Source organism: Ketobacter sp. (genome assembly GCF_003671495.1).
Lineage (GTDB): Bacteria > Pseudomonadota > Gammaproteobacteria > Pseudomonadales > Ketobacteraceae > Ketobacter.
The window spans coordinates 89708-108186 of the sequence record NZ_RCHN01000009.1 but is presented as its reverse complement, the minus strand read 5'-3'; the positions used below and the strand labels follow the sequence as shown (position 1 = coordinate 108186).

General features: G+C 58.8%; 19 protein-coding genes. 8 read left to right on the top strand and 11 right to left on the bottom strand.

Annotation, left to right across the window (positions count from 1 at the left end; genetic code table 11):
* Window positions 1-68 precede the first annotated feature (68 nt).
* Window positions 69-2183: an EAL domain-containing protein gene (locus D9N14_RS03955; protein ID WP_290577144.1), complete on the bottom strand. Its 2115-nt coding sequence runs from the start codon at window positions 2181-2183 to the stop codon at window positions 69-71.
* Window positions 2184-2580: 397 nt separating this feature from the next.
* On the opposite strand from D9N14_RS03955, the gene D9N14_RS03950 reads away from it, so the two are divergent.
* Entirely contained in the window at window positions 2581-3036 is a 456-nt protein-coding gene (locus tag D9N14_RS03950) for a hypothetical protein (RefSeq protein ID WP_290577142.1), read from the top strand.
* Here D9N14_RS03950 and D9N14_RS03945 read toward each other — a convergent pair.
* The 4 genes from D9N14_RS03945 to tagF are packed head-to-tail and all read right to left on the bottom strand — an operon-like array spanning window position 3024 to window position 5390.
* Complete coding sequence (locus tag D9N14_RS03945) at window positions 3024-3548, bottom strand: O-acetyl-ADP-ribose deacetylase (RefSeq protein WP_290577140.1); 525 nt, start codon at window positions 3546-3548, stop codon at window positions 3024-3026. The genes D9N14_RS03950 and D9N14_RS03945 overlap by 13 nt on opposite strands.
* Window positions 3549-3574: 26 nt before the next feature.
* Window positions 3575-3877: a hypothetical protein gene (locus D9N14_RS03940; RefSeq protein ID WP_290577138.1), complete on the bottom strand. Its 303-nt coding sequence runs from the start codon at window positions 3875-3877 to the stop codon at window positions 3575-3577.
* The gene (locus D9N14_RS03935; RefSeq protein WP_290577137.1) at window positions 3874-4596 is read right to left on the bottom strand and encodes a PP2C family protein-serine/threonine phosphatase; all 723 of its coding nucleotides are present in this window, start codon (window positions 4594-4596) and stop codon (window positions 3874-3876) included. The genes D9N14_RS03940 and D9N14_RS03935 overlap by 4 nt, the downstream gene beginning before the upstream one ends.
* Before the next feature lie 8 nt (window positions 4597-4604).
* Window positions 4605-5390 (bottom strand): type VI secretion system-associated protein TagF, encoded by a 786-nt coding sequence (gene tagF, locus D9N14_RS03930; RefSeq protein WP_290577135.1) that lies wholly within the window; start codon window positions 5388-5390, stop codon window positions 4605-4607.
* A gap of 58 nt (window positions 5391-5448) precedes the next feature.
* Between tagF and D9N14_RS03925 the strand changes: the two genes are divergently transcribed.
* From D9N14_RS03925 to D9N14_RS03915, 3 genes are all read left to right on the top strand, one after another.
* The gene (locus D9N14_RS03925) at window positions 5449-6246 is read left to right on the top strand and encodes an alpha/beta fold hydrolase (protein WP_290577132.1); all 798 of its coding nucleotides are present in this window, start codon (window positions 5449-5451) and stop codon (window positions 6244-6246) included.
* A gap of 87 nt (window positions 6247-6333) precedes the next feature.
* Window positions 6334-8394 (top strand): caspase family protein, encoded by a 2061-nt coding sequence (locus tag D9N14_RS03920; protein ID WP_290577130.1) that lies wholly within the window; start codon window positions 6334-6336, stop codon window positions 8392-8394.
* Window positions 8395-8425: 31 nt separating this feature from the next.
* The gene (locus tag D9N14_RS03915; protein WP_290577128.1) at window positions 8426-9577 is read left to right on the top strand and encodes a hypothetical protein; all 1152 of its coding nucleotides are present in this window, start codon (window positions 8426-8428) and stop codon (window positions 9575-9577) included.
* Here D9N14_RS03915 and D9N14_RS03910 read toward each other — a convergent pair.
* From D9N14_RS03910 to D9N14_RS03900, 3 genes are all read right to left on the bottom strand, one after another.
* The gene (locus tag D9N14_RS03910) at window positions 9564-10844 is read right to left on the bottom strand and encodes a serine/threonine protein kinase (protein ID WP_290577126.1); all 1281 of its coding nucleotides are present in this window, start codon (window positions 10842-10844) and stop codon (window positions 9564-9566) included. The two genes, D9N14_RS03915 and D9N14_RS03910, sit on opposite strands and share 14 nt — an antisense overlap.
* A 10-nt stretch (window positions 10845-10854) precedes the next feature.
* On the bottom strand, window positions 10855-11133 hold the full coding sequence (locus D9N14_RS03905; RefSeq protein ID WP_290577124.1) for a hypothetical protein: 279 nt from the start codon (window positions 11131-11133) through the stop codon (window positions 10855-10857).
* Window positions 11134-11235: 102 nt separating this feature from the next.
* Window positions 11236-11412, bottom strand: coding sequence for a hypothetical protein (locus tag D9N14_RS03900; RefSeq protein WP_290577121.1), 177 nt, complete (start codon window positions 11410-11412; stop codon window positions 11236-11238).
* A 177-nt stretch (window positions 11413-11589) separates the two neighbouring features.
* Here D9N14_RS03900 and D9N14_RS03895 point away from each other — a divergent pair, with 177 nt between their 5' ends.
* Window positions 11590-12885, top strand: a complete 1296-nt coding sequence (locus tag D9N14_RS03895) for a diguanylate cyclase (RefSeq protein ID WP_290577119.1) — start codon at window positions 11590-11592, stop codon at window positions 12883-12885.
* Window positions 12886-12893: 8 nt separating this feature from the next.
* Here the strand turns inward: D9N14_RS03895 and D9N14_RS03890 are convergent, their stop codons facing one another.
* Window positions 12894-13565, bottom strand: coding sequence for an energy-coupling factor ABC transporter permease (locus D9N14_RS03890; protein ID WP_290577117.1), 672 nt, complete (start codon window positions 13563-13565; stop codon window positions 12894-12896).
* Window positions 13566-13723: 158 nt separating this feature from the next.
* On the opposite strand from D9N14_RS03890, the gene D9N14_RS03885 reads away from it, so the two are divergent.
* The 3 genes from D9N14_RS03885 (at window position 13724) to D9N14_RS03875 (ending at window position 16133) form a co-directional block, all read left to right on the top strand.
* On the top strand, window positions 13724-14125 hold the full coding sequence (locus D9N14_RS03885) for a flagellar basal body-associated FliL family protein (RefSeq protein WP_290577115.1): 402 nt from the start codon (window positions 13724-13726) through the stop codon (window positions 14123-14125).
* An 89-nt stretch (window positions 14126-14214) separates the two neighbouring features.
* On the top strand, window positions 14215-15573 hold the full coding sequence (locus D9N14_RS03880; RefSeq protein ID WP_290577113.1) for an MATE family efflux transporter: 1359 nt from the start codon (window positions 14215-14217) through the stop codon (window positions 15571-15573).
* A 68-nt stretch (window positions 15574-15641) separates the two neighbouring features.
* Window positions 15642-16133, top strand: coding sequence for a DUF4282 domain-containing protein (locus D9N14_RS03875; RefSeq protein WP_290577111.1), 492 nt, complete (start codon window positions 15642-15644; stop codon window positions 16131-16133).
* Window positions 16134-16145: 12 nt separating this feature from the next.
* On the opposite strand, the gene D9N14_RS03870 is transcribed toward D9N14_RS03875, so the two are convergent.
* Entirely contained in the window at window positions 16146-16766 is a 621-nt protein-coding gene (locus D9N14_RS03870) for a QsdR family transcriptional regulator (protein ID WP_290577109.1), read from the bottom strand.
* Between the two features lie 84 nt (window positions 16767-16850).
* Window positions 16851-18320, bottom strand: coding sequence for a DUF3336 domain-containing protein (locus tag D9N14_RS03865; RefSeq protein WP_290577107.1), 1470 nt, complete (start codon window positions 18318-18320; stop codon window positions 16851-16853).
* Window positions 18321-18479 lie beyond the last annotated feature (159 nt).

Genomic DNA, 18479 nt, shown 5'->3' with positions numbered 1-18479 from the left:
TGTACCTGTTACTGACTGAATCACAGCAACCTGCCGTTGCCATCCGTGGGGGGATTATATCACGGGGTTCAGGCGCCGGGCTTGGCCAATCCGGGGCGAAGGGACCCCAGCAAACGCTCAGTTTCCCCCAGTGTCATGGGGGTTTGCAGGAAGAAGCCCTGGAATCCGTGACAGCCCATGGCCACCAGCCGATCCAGTTGCTCCCGGGTCTCCACCCCCTCTGCCACCACCTGCATGGACAGAGCCTGCCCCATGTTGATGATGGTCTGCACGATGGCCATGGCGGCCGGGTTGGCCTGCATGTTCCAGATAAAACTGCGGTCAATTTTCAACTGATCCACAGGCAAGCCCTGTAAATAGGACAAAGAGGAATAGCCGATGCCGAAATCGTCCAGCGCCACCCGGATACCGCGGGCCCGCAGCCGCTCCAACTGTTTGCTGGTACGCTCCACGTTGGCGATCAGGGCGTTTTCCGTGATCTCGATTTTCACCCGGTCCGTGCGCAGATTCAGCTCATCCAGGCGCTTGATCAACTGCAGCGAGAAACGCTCCCGCAACAACTGATAAGGACTGATGTTCACCGCCACCCCCTCAAAGGCGTCCGGCAGCCCCTGTTGCTCCCACCTCTGGATATGGGCGGCGACGGTATCAATCACCCAGTCCCCCAGGGGGTGGATCAGGCCACACTCCTCCGCCACACTGATGAACAAATCCGGGGCGATCATTTCCCCCTGGTGGCGCCAGCGGGAGAGCGCCTCCAGACTCAGCAGTTGCCGGTCCGGGCCGAAGATGGGTTGATAATAGACTTCCAGCTGCCCCTGACGCAGGGCATGGCGCAGGGCCATTTGCAGGGTAAAGCGCTGCTCCACCTGCTTTTGCATCACGATGGAAAAGAACGACACCCGGTTGGCGGACTGCAAGCGGGCCTGTTCAAAAGCGGTCTCCCCCTGGCGCAACACTTCCAGGCTGCTGGTTTGATGCCACGGGAACAGCACCATGCCAATGGTCACTTCGGTGTGAACCAGCTTGCCGTCGATATCAAAAGGACGGGACAGCGCACGCTGGATCTGGTCCGCCACCCCCCGGCAGTGATCCGCGGCCAGACTGCGATCCTCGGACACTTCAGACAGCACCAGGGCGTAATCGTCGCCCCCCAGGGAGGCCAGGCAGTCCTCCCGGCGCTTGATGCGTGCCAGCCGCAGCGCCACCTGACGTAACAACTGATCCCCCACGTCATAACCCAGGGTATCGTTAATGGCGCGAAAGCTGTCCAGATCCACGTACAACAGCGCGCTGAAATAGCCATGCTTTACGGCACGGGCCATTTCCTGCTCCAGTATCTGCAGCAGCATCTTGCGATTGGGCAGTTCCGTGGCGCTGTCCAGGAACTCAAACCGGTGCAAAGTGCTTGCCTGTTCAGCCCGCACCTGCTCCAACAGGCGCCGCTGCCCGATCAGGCCCCGCACCCGGGCAATCAATTCATCCTGCAGAACCGGTTTGGAAATGTAGTCATTGGCGCCGCGATTGAGCAACTCGATACGGCGGGAGGGCTCATCATAGGCACTGACCGCCAGAATCGGCACATCTCCCTGTTCACCACACTGGCGGCGGACATTGTTCACCAGCCGAATGCCACTCATGTCGCCGGTGAGCACCACATCCACGATCAGCAAATCGTAGGTGTTTTCCCGGAACCGCTCCCAACCTTCTTCGGCACTGGTCACACACATCACATCCAGCCCCACACTTTTCAGGATGTGGCGAATGGCCTGCTGCTGCACCAGGGAGTCCTCCACATATAAAACGTTACCGGTAAGGGGCTCATAGCGACTGTTATAACGGCGGACGAACGTAATCAGCTCTTCGAGGTCACGGCGATGGAAGACTTCCGTGGCACCGGCCTTGAGTACTTCAGTGAGGGATTGCTCGTCGTATTCCGACGTAAACAACACCACCGGGGTGTGCTTGTAGGTTGGGATCTTGCGCAATTCCGTGATAAAGAACGAGGCCTGCATATCCTCCGGGAACATGGATACGCACACGAAATCAAAGGCCAGCTGGCGGGCCGCCTCCAAGCCGTCCTCCCCTTTGGGCAGACAGTGGCAATGCAACCCGGCCAACATCATTTGTTGCTCAAGAATGGAACGGAACGTTTTATTTCCTTCCACACACAAGATGCGCATTCGATCCCTCGAAACCAAGAAACTGACGGAATCCTTCCGTCATCCGGTCACCCGGCCATGCAGATGGGCAGACCCGCGTCGCCGGGTCTATCAGCAAGGATAGTTGCCCTCAGGGGGATACGCCACTACGAACGGTGGGTCTAATACTGACCGTAGAGCAAATCCACCACCACCGCAGCCAGGGCTATGAAGACAATGATGGCCAGCATGGCCCCCACAAAACGTTTCACTTCCACCGGTATGCGCTGACGTTTTTCCATTTGGGTACTGATCCTCATAATTTTTGGCATTTTTACAGATTTGAAAGCCACACTGTGCCGTTTTCGCCACAGCCACGCCGCCTTTAAACTAACCCAAGTGACTGCCCCCACTCAATAACATAAGACCCAGGCTGCTTATGAAAAAGGTGAATCTGTTCTCTTCCATTAGCCACTACCGGCTGGACAACCATCCTCACATCCAGCTGCTGTTACAAGGCCATCCCACCGGTCGCCACCTCAAGGGCCGGGAGCTGATGGATCAGTATGCATCCGGGCAGCGCTACCTGCTGATCACCACCGACGACAATCCATTTGACGAAGTGCTGCATATCTACCTGCTGGACCTGGAGCTGAATATTCTGGATGAGATGGATTTGTCACAGCCCTATACCCCGGGCATCTATCAGCCTCAGCATCATTATGGGGAGCGCCTGGAGTTCACCTTTTTCCCGGAAGGATTGTGGTGTCTGGAGGTGCGGGAACAGCCCAAACGCAAACCGCTGAACTATGACCACTATCCGGTGCGCCGGCCGATCAAACTCTGGGGCCACCAGTATCTGCAACTGCACCGGGAACAGATTCAGGTGGCCTGACCGCGGCCCAGCGCAGCCTGGTACAAGCGTGCCATATCCTGATCAAAACAGGCAAAGATGACTTTTTTGAACATCAGGTAGGTCTCCAGGCAGCGTTCCACCTCTTCCACGGCTATGGACACCGCCTGCTCTTTGGGATAACCGTAAACACCGCAACTGATGGCGGGGAATGCGATGCAGCGAAAGCCCTCCCGTACCGCCAGGGTCATGACTTCGGAATAACAGGAACGCAATTGCTCCGGCTCCCCCTGCTGACCGCCCTGCCAGATGGGGCCTACCGTATGAATGATGGCACGGGCCGGTAACCGGAAGCCGGGGGTCAACACGGCCTGACCAGTGGCACAGCCGCCGATCTGCCGGCAGGCGGCCTGCAGATCGTCAACACCCGCAGCCCGGTGAATGGCTCCGTCAACACCGCCACCCCCTGCCAACTGTCGATTGGCAGCATTTACTATGGCATCCACCTTGAGTGTGGTGATGTCGCCGACCCAGACCTGTATACGCTCATCCATGAGTTCCAGCACCTGCCCGCTAAAATCTACGCCATCGAAAGCAACAAAAAGCCCATCACCCCCAACACCACCAGGGTCACCCCCACCATCAGGTAAGGTGCCCAGTCCCGCTGCTGCAGGGAGGCTTTGGCCACCGAGGGTGGTGGAGCAGCCTCCGCCGCTGGAATGGGTGGGGGCTCGTTGGGACTGACGTCCTGATCGACGCATTGCACCAGGATCTCACGGCGGCGCCGGCGATATTCAATTTTATTGAAGGCACCATCACAATACTGGCGGGCCACCAGGCGCATCTGTGCCGCCAATTCCTTTTCTTTTTCAGGCGTCATCATTGCACTTTCACCGCAATCACCGTCACGTTGTCCCGGGCACCGGCATCCAGGGAGCGCTCAATCAACCCATGGGTGACCGTTTCCACGTTGTCGCTGGTCAGGTAGCGGGCAATTTCCGGCTCATCCAGAGCACCATACAAACCGTCGCTGCACAGCAGATACAAATCGCCGGGACGCAGCTCCACCAGGGTGATGTCCACATACAGGGTTTCGCTGGCCCCCACCGCGCGGGTGATGACATTGGACGCCGGGTGATTGATGGCCTCAGCAGGTGAAATCATGCCGCGGGACAGCATTTCATTAACCTGGCTGTGGTCGTCGGAGATACGCTCCAGAGTGTGGTCGCGATAGCGATACAGGCGGGAATCGCCGGCCCAGAGGCAAATGCCCACGCTCTCCCGTATATACAGGGATACCACGGTACTGCCCATGGTTCGGCCTTCGCAGTGGGTGCGGGAATAGGTGCGGATTTTGTGGTGTACTTCCAGCAGGGCGTCCTCGAGACTGTCCACCACCTCCGCCAGGGGCTGGTTGAGATCCGCCGCGCCCATGGCAGTGGTGATCATCTCACTGGCCACTTCACCGGCTTCATGGCCACCCATGCCGTCGGCCACCACCCACAAACCTTCGTTATTCCGGTTGAGGAACGCGTCCTCATTCATGTTTCGAACGGCGCCGCAGTGGGTTGCCGCGCTGCTTAGCCAATGGGTCTGCGCCATGCAGTTTCTTACTCGTTCTGAATGTCGTGTGTATTGTTACAGGTGTTTAGAGAAAAGGCCAATGGTGAGATCACATCCAGCGGCGTGCTCCATCCGTGCTGGGACCACTCTCCCCCCAATAGGGAAGTGTAGCATTGTGGGGACGGCAAATAACCACTGATAAGGTGAACCGGCGACACGCGCTCGGAGCCGGCGCTGCTCCAGAGGCTGTAAGCGGGATAGCGCTGACCCAGCATCTCATGCAGCAGATAAGGATAGGCGTGCACGGGATTCAGATCCTGCTGCTGAAACAGAGCAAGGGGACGCCCCGCTTCCCATTTTCCACTGGCTGCCGAGCGCGGCGCCTGTAATGGCGGTAACCGGGCCAGTTCCTGCTCCAGCTCGGCCAGGGGCAGAGGCCACTGTAAAGACCCCTGCAAAGCCCGAATCGCCAGCGCTTCCAGCAACTGGAACCAGTCCGAGGAGGTCAGCAGTGGGGCGGTGGGCAGGGCATCCCCCGGCAGCGCCTGGGCCAGCACCAGTGGGTAGTAGCGACCCACCTTGTCCACACTGGGCACCATCACCCCGGCCCACACCTGCTGATCCACAATATTGCTGCTGAACACAAAGCGCCACACCGGGCTGGTGAGGTAGACCTCCAGCCAGCGATTGCCCAGTGCTTCCTGGGACGTCTGCAAGCCGCGCTGCATCCACTCATCCCAGCCGGTGGTGAAGGACAGGGGTAGATGGCGGGTGACGAAATCCGCCTGCTGCGGCAATTTACCGTGCAGCCCCACTGAAATCTGTGTACTCATGGGATACCATTTCTCAACCTTTGAAACCTGACATATAGACATGGCTGGAATAAACAGTGTGGCAAAGTGGGTCGCCAGCGGGCTTGTGCTGTGCCTGCTCTGTGCCTGTACCCCCTATCAGCGCTGGATCGAGCAGGGGGACTTGAGCAACCAGGTGATCGCCGGCACCCGCTACCAACACCGGGTGCTGATCAACCCGGCAGGCCGCTCTCACCCCGCGCCCGAGCACTGGCATGTCTATATTGAGGGGGATGGCCGCGCCGTGGATGGAAACGGCCGGCCGAGCCGGGACCCCACTCCCAGAACGCCCCTGCTGCTGCCCATGGTGCTGGAAGACCCCGCTCCGGCCCTGTATCTGGGGCGACCTTGCTATTTTCACACCGCCGATGCCCACTGCAGCCCGGTGGACTGGACCCTGGGCCGCTACAGCCGCGATACGGTGGACAGCATGGCGGCGGTGGTCCGACGGCAGATTCCCGCAACCGCCACCCTCACGCTGATCGGCCACAGTGGCGGCGGTACCCTGGCGGTGTTGCTGGCAGCGCAACTGACCAACGTCACCCGCGTGGTGACACTGGCGGGTAACCTGCAGGTGGCGCAATGGACCCGGCATCACCACTACAGCCCACTGACTTTGTCCCTGGACCCGGGTTCCGAGCCCCCCCTTGAGCCCGGTATCCAACAGTTTCACTTTGCCGGTGCCCAGGATGAAGAAGTGCTGCCCAGCTGGATTCAGCACTACGCCCGGCAGCAGCCCGATGCCCACTTTCAGCTGTTGCAGGGCACCGGTCATCGGCAGGGTTGGCCACTTTGGTGGACACTGATCAGTTTTGAACCAACTATTAAGACTCCATGATGTGACATAGTAACGAGAAACTATCGAGGTAGAGCCCGGCCCCTGAGGGTATACTTAAGCTTATAACGGATTTATTTGAGGTGAAAAATGCGCGCTCCTAACGGATTTCAGTTGACCGCCCGCGGTGTCTGCATCGGGTTCTTCACAGTGATACTCGGTGCCTGCGCCAGCAACCCCGCCCCCTCTTCCAGCGGACCGGACACCGAAGCCAAGAACGCGGATGACCTCTTGATCATCGACTGCCTGCTGCCCGGCCAGGTGAAAAAGCTGGGCACCCAGACCACCTTTCTCACTGCCCGCCGCCCCATTAAAACCACCGCCACCGACTGCGAAATCCGCGGCGGGGAATACGTTGCCTTCGACCGGGCCGACTACGCCACCGCGCTCAAAATCTGGCTGCCGGTGGCCCAGGCCGGCGATGCAGAAGCCCAAACCTATGTGGGTGAAATCTATGAGAAAGGCCTGGGCCTGAAGCCGGATTACCAAGCTGCCTCCATCTGGTATGAAAAAGCCGCCAAGCAGAATTTCTCCCGCGCCCTGATCAACCTGGGCAACCTGTATGAGAAGGGCCTGGGGGTCGCCCAGGACAAAGCCATGGCGCTTAACCTGTATCGCCAGGCGGCGGGACTGCAGAGCGACGACCTGCTGTATGCCTCCACCGTGGAAGTGCGCGCCGTGGACCAGAAGGAATTGATCCGGCTGAAGGACGAAGTGGCGTACAAGAGCCAGCAACTGCAGGCGGCCGAGGGCAAACTGGCCAATCTGCAGCTAGAGTTGGGCCAACGCAAACAGGCCCTGGCCGCCGCCGAGAAGAACCAGAAAAATGCCGAGCTGGCCCTGTTCGCCCAGGAGTCCAAGGCCATTCATGAACAAAGTCAGGCCCTGATCAAACAGCTGCGTTCCGAGCTGGACAGCGCCAAGCAGGAGGTCAGCAGCCAGCAGCAGCAACTGGCCCAGGCCAATCAGCAACTGCAGCAGATCAACAGCGAAGTCAGCACCACCAACAGCAGCATCCTGCAATCCGAAACCCTGATCGCCAGCGCCGACAGCATGCCGGTCATCGAAATTATTGATCCCCCCATGACCCTGATGCGGGGCCTGCCCACCATCCCCGTCAAGGCCTCCAGCAAAGAGAAAGAAATCGTCGGCAAGATCAAAGCCCCCCAAGGCCTGAAGAGCTTCAAGGTGAACGGCAAGGAACAGACCATCGACGAATACAACCTGTTCTGGGTCAACGTGCCCCTGGACGGCGGCCGTCAAACCGTCAAGCTGGAAGCCGTGGACGCGCAAAACAACAAGGTGGCGTTCAACTTCAGTGTGGTGCCGGATCAACAGGCAGCCGTGAGCAGTACGGCCAAGCCCGCTGAACCCACGCCGCTGGCGGTGAAATCCGGCATCAATCTTGGCCGCTACTATGCCCTGGTGATCGGCAACAACGAATACCGCAACTACCCCGAGCTGAAAACCGCCGTCAACGACGCCAGCGAAACCGCTGCCCTGCTGGAGCAGAAATTCGGATTTAAAACCACGGTGCTGAAGAACGCCACCCGTTATGAAATCCTGGCGGCCATGAACCAGCTGCGGGAAACCCTGACCGAGCAGGACAACCTGCTGATCTACTATGCCGGCCACGGGGAACTGGATGATAAAACCGAGAAAGGCTTCTGGCTGCCGGTGGACGCCGAACAGGGCAACCCCCGTAACTGGATCTCCAACGCCGCCATCTCGGACATTCTCAACACCCTCAAAGCCAAACACGTGATGGTGGTGGCGGACTCCTGCTACGCCGGCACCCTGTCGGTGGCCGCCATGCCGCGGGTGGACGAATCCATGCCCGAGGACCTGCAGAAAGAATGGATCATGGCCATGTCCCAGGCCCGCGCCCGCACGGTGCTGACCTCCGGTGGCATTGCTCCGGTGCTGGATGGGGGCGGTGACGGCCATTCCGTGTTCTCCCGTGCCTTCATTGAAACCCTGCGCAGCAGCAACGGCATCATCGAAGGTCATTCCGTCTATCGCGAAGTGTTGAGCCGGGTACAGTCCAAGGCCAAGGCGCTCAACGTGCAACAGATCCCGGAGTATGCGCCAGCCCGCTACGCCGGACACGAGGCCGGGGAATTCTTCTTCAGCTCCGGCAGTACCATCTGAACCCACCCGCTAGAGGGACTTTCAATCACTCATGTCCAGTCGCGTTCTTTCCGCCTACTTTGACGACTTTCGCAAAGGCAAACGGCAACGGGAAGAACTGCGCCTGTTCATGGAGGATGCCATTCGCAAAGAACCTCTGCGTCGGGGCCATTTCATGGGGTGGCTGGATCAGGCACAATACGAGCACCCGATTCCGGTAACGGAATTTCTTCTGCTGCGAAAGGAAATTGAGGCCAGCTTGGACAACGACGAACAAACCCGTATTGTGCCGCCCCCAGGCCCGGTCAAAACCAGCCCCGACGCAGAAACGCTGGTGGCGGGGAACGAAGAGGCCACCCTGGTGGCCACCCGGCAAGCGGACCCCGAGGCCACCGAAATTTCCAGTGGCAGCCAGCCCAGTGATATGGCCCGGCTGCACGCCGCGGCGACCCTGATCGGGGCTTCACCGGAACCTCCTGCATCTTCACCCGAATCATCACCTGCACGGTCAGTCTCGCCAACACAACCGTCCAACCCGGACCCGGCCGTGGAGGACGCCACCGTGGTCAGCGGTACCCATGCCTCCCTGGTGGATACCCGACCACGGGGCACACCGGAATCAGCGGGCACCGCCACGCCCCCTCGCAGCGGCCGATCCACAAGTGCCCCCTTCAGCACCAGCCTGCCCATCTGGCTGTGGGGGTCCCTGGCGTTAGTGGTTCTGGCCCTGGGTGCAGGGTACTGGGGCTTATCCGCCTGGGATGCCCACCCCCTGGTGGAGGAAACCGTGATGCCCCCAGCGGCACCCGCGCCCACCGCTACGGTGGAAACCCTGGCCAGGGCAGTCATCGGTGAGCCCACAACGGCACCCCAGGAAAGCCGGTCACTGGAGGCCGAGCCTGCCGCCACGGCCGCAGCGGAACCGCTGCCGGCGGATCTGTCACCCCAGCAGGCCATGGCACTGCTGATCGACCGCATCAGCGCCGGTGAACTGCTGCCACTGGAGCAACCGGGCAAGGCCCAGGAAGTGATGGATTACCTGCTGGCCAACCACCCCCAAGCAACGGAAACACTGGAAGCCCGGCAACTTTTGAAAGATGCCTATCTGGACGCCAGCAAACGGGCTCAGGGACAAGGTGAATGGGACCGCTCCCAATTGTTGCTGGATGCGGCCTTCAACGTATTGAGTGCTACTGCTCGTTAACCCGATTGCGCAGCAACATGATGCGATCATCATTGGGGAACAGGCTTTCTGCCAGCTCCAGGTGTTTTTCAACGTCCTCCTGGCGGCCTTCCAGCGCCAACAGCTGGGCGCGCTTGAAGAACCGGTTCTTCACCCGATTGATGCCTTCCAGGGCCGCGCTGTTCTGGGGGTCCACCTGCAGTACCAATTGGTAGGCTTCGAACGCATTGCTGCCCTGGGGTGACACCAGCCGCCCCACCTTGAAATGGGCTTCCGCCACCTTGATCAGCCGCTCCAGCTTGGCCTGTTCCTCCGCCGACAACTTGCCGTCCGTGGTTTCCACGCCAGGCTGGGCAAACTGCTGATCCCGCTGAGTCTTGAACCACATGCCGCCGGCCACCGCCAACGCCAGTACCAACGCAGCCACCACAGCGATCATCACCAGGTTGTTGCTCTGGGTGCTGCTGGGGGCGACGGCTTTCTGCAAGTCGTCACGAAACTCCGCTGCGGTTTGATAACGGTGATTCAGGTCCTTGGCCAGGGCCTTGCGAACGATGGCATCAAATGCTTTCGGCACCGCCTGGCTTTTACTGGTAGGGCGTTCCGGATCTTCCGACAACACACTGTGCATGATGGCGTGGGTGTTATCCCCGGAGAACGGCTTCTTGCCCACCAACAACTCGTACAGCACCACACCGGTGGAGAACAGGTCGCTGCGCGCATCCACCGGCTGCCCCTTGCATTGCTCCGGCGACATGTAGGACGGCGTTCCCAAGACACTGCCCATCTGGGTCAGCTCCGCGTTATCCACCCGGGCAATGCCAAAATCCGCCAGCTTGATCTGGCCGTTGTGGGTGATGAACACATTGGCCGGCTTGATGTCCCGATGCACGATCCCCAGCTTGTGGGTGTACTCCAGCGCACTGAGGATGGCCGCCACAATATGGACGGCCTCCTCCGGACTGTACTTGCGACCGTCCTTGAGCAGGGTTTTGAGGTCATGGCCTTCCACGTATTCCATGACGAAATAGGGAGTGCCTTTATCCTGATCAAACTCATAGATGGAAACAATGTTGGCGTGGTTGAGGCGCCCCACCGCCTGAGCCTCATTGCGGAACCGGTCCAGCAGCTCGCGCCCCATTTCCGTGTCCAGCAGTGAAGCGTGAATGGTCTTGATGGCTACCGGGCGGGCGATGTTGGGGTCAAAGCCCTTGTACACCACCCCCATAGCCCCTTTGCCGAGCAATCCCTGAATCTGGTACTTGCCGAGTGTTTGGGGTTGGCTCATGGACAGCCGCTCAGCCCTTCAATTCGTAGACGTGATAGGCTTCCGGAAGATACTGATCAATGGTGGTGCCCAGATAACTGGCGTTGTTGGGAATGCCATCGCCGGTGAAAAAGACCCTGAATTGGCGGGTGGTCTTGGGGGCGGTCATATCCGCCGGCACTTCCGCCCACATATAGATGGTGCGACGGGGCATCAGATACTCAACGTGAATGATGTTGGATTGTTCAGGCAGCTCGATGGATTGGGTTTCTTTGGAGATAGCGACTTCGAATTTATGAATGGTTCTCATGCAATACTCTCGATTGGAACTCGTTCGGCTTTAATCATAAGCCCAATGATTGCCAATACGATGATCGACGTCAAACGATTTTGGATTGGGAAAAACCGCGGCTCAGGACAACAAACCGTAGAGGGAGTACAACACAATCCAGGATGCCAGCCCCATCAGCAGACAAGGGCCCAGATTGGTTTCAACGGTGGAGGTATCTTTCAGGTTGCTTTGCGACAGGTCTTTACGCACACCCACATTTCCTTTGCTGCTGGCTATTCGGCTATAGACGTCAGTCATAAAAGTAGCTGATGGTTCCTGGTTGCGCACGTTTCTTACCCTGCATTTATGCAAAATACCTGACTGAACCTTTTATCAGCCGGATGTAACAACAATATGACAGAGCCCCCGCCCTGCGCGCGCCTCCGCCGCAACTGCTGCTACACTGAATAGAATCCACTGGAATGGAATCACACTATGCGGGCCATGATCATCGACATTTCGAAATCCCTGTCGGTTTTGCTGAATCAGCATTTGGCATCGCAACAAATCAAATCCCTTACCCTGACCCGGGGCGATGAAGCCCTCGACATGCTGAAACGGGCCCGTTGCGACCTGGTCATCACCGCCATGTACCTGGAGGATATGGAGGGGATCGAGTTTGTCAGGGCACTGCGCAAGCTGGAAAACCAGCAGAATACCCACGTGGTCATGCTCACCACTGAGGAAAGCCGCGACATCCTGAGCCGGGCCATGAAAGCCGGTGTCAACGAATTGTTTCCCAAACAGAAACTGGATACGGTGCTGGAGCACATCACATCCTGGTCCCAGAAAGTCCGCCTGCAGCAAACTTCCGGCAGCATCCTCTATGTAGAGGACAACCAGTCCACGGCACTGCTGGTGTGCGAGCTGTTGAAAAACAGCGGGTACAAAGTGCAGCAGGTGGGGACCGGACTGGCGGCCCTGGAATGTATGGATCAGCACAAATTCGACCTGTTGCTGGTGGATTACATTCTGGAGGGGGACATGACCGGCCTGGAACTGGTGAAGACCCTGCGCACCCGGGCCAGCCCCATCGAAACGCCGATCCTGATGCTGTCAGCACAGGAAAGCGAGGACATCAAGGTGGAGATTCTGCGGTCCGGCGCCAACGATTACCTGTCGAAAGTTGCCAGCCGGGATGAAATGCTCGCCCGCATCAACAACCTGATCCGGACCAAGCGGCTGTTTGAGCAGGTGCAATATCAACAGCAGAAACTCCAGCACCTGGCCATGACTGACCAGCTGACCGGCCTGCACAATCGTCACTACCTGTTTGAGGCCGCCCCCCAGAAGCTCAGCGAAGCCCAGCGCCACCGTTTTCCGGTGGCCTTGCTGATTGTGGATCTGGACAAGTTCAAGGACATCAACGACCTGCACGGCCACGCCACCGGTGACTCGGTGCTGAAGGAAGCGGCCCAATTGCTGCGCAACCAGTGCCGACGGGAGGACATCGTGGCCCGCTTCGGTGGCGAGGAGTTCGTAATTCTGCTCAGCCACTGTGACCGCCAGCAGGCTCTGGACAAAGCGGAGTCCATCCGCTTGGCGCTGGAGCAGTTAAACCCGGCCCAACTGACCGTGACCGGGAGTTTCGGTGTGGCCTGCTGCCAGGCCGGCGGACGCAACAGTTTCAACGACCTGTTCAGCGACGCTGACAGCGCGGTCTACACGGCCAAGCACAATGGGCGTAACCGGGTGGAATGTCTGGAGAAGGCGGCTCCCCAGGTGGGTTGAAGCCGGTTCTAGGAATCGGATTTCAAAAACCGGTCATCATCGAAGGTTTTCACCAGATCCGGGAAAAACACGGTGACCGACGTCACCAGCATGCCATTGATGAAGCCTTCCGAATACAACAGCGGCACCACGAAGGCCCGCTTGTCCCACAGCGCCAGCAACACCTTGTCCGGTAACCACCACCAGAAGAACCCCAGCAACAGCAGGCAGTTCAACAAGGTGGTCAGCAGGGTACCGAAAAAACCCAACCCCAGGATGTAGACAAACAGGTTTCGGGTGGGGAACCACTCGATAACCCGCAACAGGCCATAGGCCATGGACGCGGGCAGGACAGCGGAGAACAGCCAGTTCCAGGGCAGGGTCTGCCACTCCACCGTACCCACCAGCACCAACAACAGCAGGGCAAACGCCGCCATAATCAGGGCGAAGCACCAGCCGAACACCAGTGTGACGGTGGTCATCAGGAAGGGGTGAAAGTGCAGCCCGGGGATCACTTCGAAGCGAAACGACCAGATCAGGCACACCCCCACCAGCCCCCCCAGCAAGGCATGCTGCCGGGCGGACACCGTCAGCACCGCACGCCAGGGCGCCCGCCACAGGGCCAGGCCCAGCAACGCCAGACAGGCTGCCGCCCACAACGGGAAGGCGAAGACATCGGTCAGATGCGAGGAAAACAACATGTCACACCTCTAAGCCCTTGATTCAATGTGTTCATTCTATAACAGGCCGGAGTGCGAACCCGACCATACTTTGACAATTCAGTGCCGTCGACCCCGGCAATCTGCCCAAGGCTGTCTATGCTTAGGAAGATCCGCAACACTAGCACGGGGAATGCCTCATGAAATTGATCACGCACATGGTACTGTTGATTTCCGCTCTGATGGTCGCCAGCGCACAGGCTGAAGAGGGGGCTGCCCCCAGCAATGATGTGGTCTACGTGGAATTGAAGCCCTCTTTCGTGACCAATTACCAATCCCGCAAAATGGGTTACCTGAAAGCCGATGTCACCCTCAAAGTCAAAGGTGGCCAAACCGCCGAAGCCGTGGATCGACACAAGCCCGCCATCCGTCATCACTTGGTGATGCTGTTCAGCAGCCAGTCCGCAGAGGCCCTGAGCAGTATGGAAGGCAAGGAAATGCTCAAAGAAACCGCACTGTCTGAAGTGGTGGCCGCGCTCCAGGAGGAAGGTGAACCGGCAGACGTGGAGGACATCCTGTTCACCAGTTTCATTGTGGACTGAGCCGGATTCGCCCGCAGCGGGGGCCCAGCGGGTGAAGTGTGGCCCCGGCTGTGACATAATCGGCGCCCACCTCCAATATTGAACGCTTCATGTCCGGGCACCGACACAGAGACCTGCTGAACGCTCCTATCGTTCCCACGCTCACCAGTATGACCATCCCCACCATTTTCGGGATCGTGGCCATTCTGATGTTCAATCTGGTGGATACCTATTTCATCGGGCTGATCGGCGCCCGCGAGCTGGCAGCGGTCAGTTTCACCTTCCCGGTCTCCAACGTGCTGATGAACATTTCCATGGGCATCGGCATCGGCACCGCCATCCACATCGCCTCCCGCATTGGCCGGGGCAACCTGACGGAAGCCCGCCGCACCGCCGCCCACGCCCTGACCCTGGCGGTCACCATTGCCATTCCCATTGGTATCCTGGGAAATCTCACCCTCGACCCGCTGTTCCTGCTGCTGGGTGCCAATCACCAGACCATCGACCTGATCCGTGACTACATGACTCTGTGGTACGGGGGCTTCTTCCTGTTGGTGATCCCCATGGTGGGCAACAGCGTCCTGCGGGCCACCGGTGACACCCGCACCCCCAGCATCATTATGGCCATCGCCGGCCTGGTGAACGGCATTCTGGACCCACTGCTGATTTTTGGCATCGGCCCGTTTCCGGAATTGGGCATTCGCGGCGCGGCCATTGCCACCGTAGTGTCCTGGGTGTTTGCAGCCGCCGCCCTGCTGCTGGTGCTGGTGCGGCAACGGCGCCTGATGAGTTTTGCGGATGTGCTGGGCCCCAAGCGTGAGCACTGGGCCTCCATCTTGCGAGTAGCCATCCCCGCCACCACCACCAACCTGATGACCCCGCTGGCCGCCGCCGTACTCACCGCCATGGTGGCCCGCCACGGTCATCATGCCGTGGCCGGATTTGGTGTGGGCACCCGTATTGAAGCCCTGGCCCTGGTGATGATCATCGCCCTCTCCTCTGCCCTGACCCCGTTTGTGGGCCAGAATTTCGGCGCCAATCACAGTCAACGCATTCGGGAGGCGGTGCGCAAGGCGCTGACCTTCGCTTTTTTCTGGGAGCTGGGCATCGCCGCCCTGTTGTTTGTGGCGGGGGATTCGGTGGCGTCGGTATTTTCCACCGAAGCCGACACGCAGCAGGCCATCATCTGGTATCTGCTGCTGGTGCCCGTTTCCTACGGCTTTCAAAGTGTGGTGATCCTCAGCTGCTCCACACTCAATGCCCTGCAACGGCCACTGTTTGGCACCCTGATCAGTGTGCTGCGCTTGTTTGCCCTCACGGTACCCCTGGCCTGGCTGGGGACACTCTGGTTTGATTACCGCGGCCTGTTCGGCGGCATTGCCCTGGCCAACGTGCTGGCGGGCATCGGCACCGTGCTGTGGTTGACGTACCGCCTGCCGAAACTGTCCCAAAGAGCCACATCCAGCTAAGCAATGGCTGTTAAAGCCGCAGCGCCTTCATTAAAATGGCTGCAGGCCCAGAACCCAGGATCAGTCCGATGTCGCGAGAGGATCGTCGCCGCAGCTTCAACCGTGCCAGCAACACCGCCCACGGTTACTTCAATGCCCTGTTCGATTTTTCCTTCACCAAGTTCATCACCGTGCAGATGTTCCCGGTGCTGTACGGGGTGATTCTGGCCTCGACGCTGATCGGGGTGGTCTACTTTACGGTGGAGGCGTTTCTCACCTCCTGGTGGCGGGGTTTGTTCTATCTGTTTGTGGCAGGGCCGGTGGGGTTTATCACGGTGGCCACCATCACCCGGGCCTTGATGGAGTTTTATCTGGTGGTGTTCCACATTTATGAAGACATGGAAGAGATCCGGGTGATCTCCAAGCGCTTTTCCGGCCTGTCAGAAAGTGTGGAATCGGTGGCCGGCATCACCCGCCGCCTGCCGTTTCTGAATGGCACCAATGGCAAGGGCCCCAAGGATGAGCCCCTGGCGGAGCCGCCCAAGACGCGCCGCCGCCGTAACAAGGTGGAACCCTACTGACCAGGGCCAGCTTCAGCGGCCTCCCAACAATATGCGCACAGCGGTACAGGCTTCTTCCAACTGATTCAGGTCCGGCTCCTGGCCCAGGATCATTTCGCTGAAAATGCACGAGTTGCCGATGCGGCACATAAAATAGGACAGGCTGTCGATGGTCATGGCGGGATGGATCAGGCCTTTGGCCGTTTCCTGCTTCAGCAGTTCCGAATTCAACTCCACCATGCGGGAATGGAAATGGCTGCTTTTGGAGGAAAGGATGCTGACGGCGTACTGACCGTCAGAGTGCAGCCAGGTACGCATGGGCTGGGAATTCAGGATCTGGGTGTTCACTTCCCGGAATACATTGACCACGTATTCCACCCCTTCCCCGGAACAGACTTTGCGGGCGTTCAGGACTGTGGGTTTGTAGAGGGACCACATGATCTCGCCCATGAGCAGATCTTTGTTTCCGATCCAGCGGAACAGGGTGGCGCGACTCACGCCCAGTTCTTCCGCCAGCTCCCCCACATTCAGTTTCTGGGTCAGCAGCCAGTGCTTTTTCGCCAGATTGAACGCGTCCAATGGCGTGGCCCGACTGCGCAAAGATTTGTCGGACAACGCCTTGGACAAGGGTGTTTTACGTTTGGACTCACTCACCTGGCTACTCCAGCAGATCGCATACAACAAACGAGTATTCTAACCCGATTTATACAATCATACTGGTGTGCCCGGCGCCCAATATCAGGCTGTGGCCTGATTCTGGGAGTATTCTTCCAGTTCGCGCTCCTCTTCCACCTTCAATGTGGTCAGACAACTGTTGATGGTGCGACTGATCAGGGTGGAATTGCGGATCATCTCCAGCTTGGGCCAGGTACTGGTTTCACCGGAGCGAATGTAGCGGGCCACATCCTGGGGTGAGGCATTGGAGAGCACCCGGAACGCGTTCATGGGCTGGCGCGGGGGCACGATGTTGATGTCGCCCTGGTAACGCTGGGATACCACCGAATGGGCCTTGTCCACCAACAGCGCCAGGCTGCGGTTGGAGATCTTGTTCTTGGTGAAGTCCAGCACCTGATTCACGTTGTAGCGCACGTTGCTGATCAGCATGTCCTTGGCATAGGCACCAAGGGTTTTCTCACCGGCTTCCGCCCGGGACAGGAACGGCAGTACATGGGGGTTGGTCTGGCTGACAATGGAGTGGTTCACCCCATAAATCCGGGCCAGGCGCTGAATCGGCAGGTCGTTCTTGATGGAACCGTCCACCCACTGGCGCGACGGAATGTATGGCACCTTTTCGCCGTTGATGTTTTTGGCCCACAGCATCACCGGTGGATACACGTAGGGAATGGCGCAGGAGGCCAGGGACGCCTTGCGGATCAACACGTGAGGTGAGGTGACCGCATTCAGCAGGCGGGATTCCTGATGGGGATCTGCCGGCGACACGGTGATGTTGATGCGGCGGCCGGTGAGCTTGTAGGCCTCTTCAAAGGTGAGATCCTGAACATTACGCTCCAGGCACAGCTCCAGTTGGGCCGGGTCCAGCAGGCCTTTGCCGCGCAGGGTGCCCCGCAGCCCCACCACACGGAAGGCTTCCGCATAGATGTATTCCGGGTCCAGCATGGCTTTCAGTTCTTCGTCGGAGTGGGTTCCCACCACCGAGGCCATGATGGAGCCGGCACTGGAGCCGGAAATGATGCTGGGCAGCAGTTCGTTATCCCACATGGCTTTCAACACACCCAGGTGGAACATACCGAGGGCGGCGCCGCCGCTCAGCATCAGGGCGGATTCACCGAACGCCTGATGGGTGCGCTCCAGGAAATCCAGCTTTTGCACCAGGGAGAAATTCGGGAAGTCGGTTTCGCAAATCCACTGCAGGCAGGTACAGACTTCTTCCAGGTAATCGGTAATCAGCTTTTTGGTACCGAAGTAGCACTGCTGATAGAGCATGGGGTTGGCAATGCGGCCCAGGTTGCCGTGCAGGCCTTCGTTGATGTAGAACACCAGCTGGTTAACATCGCCCCGTTGGCGGGCGGTGCGCAGCTCGTTGTAGCGCAGCCGGATCATTTTGTAATCGTAATGGGGGGAAGCATCCTCTTCGCGCCATTCATCGTTTCCAGCCAGACGGTCGTACTCCCGGGCGGCATCGCACCAGGCTTGGTAGTCTTCAGCGTGATCCATCGCTTCCAGACAGGCTTTCAAAGCTCGCTTCATTGTGTCTACCTTCCCCCGTACTACAAACAGCTAATATGTACAAATTTCAGGCGTTTAAGCCCTTTTCATTATTCCCCTATGTGTAACATTGATCCTGCTTGGTTTCACCCTTTAGATCATGTCGTTTTATGCGTAATTTGCATCATTTTGTAAACCAGG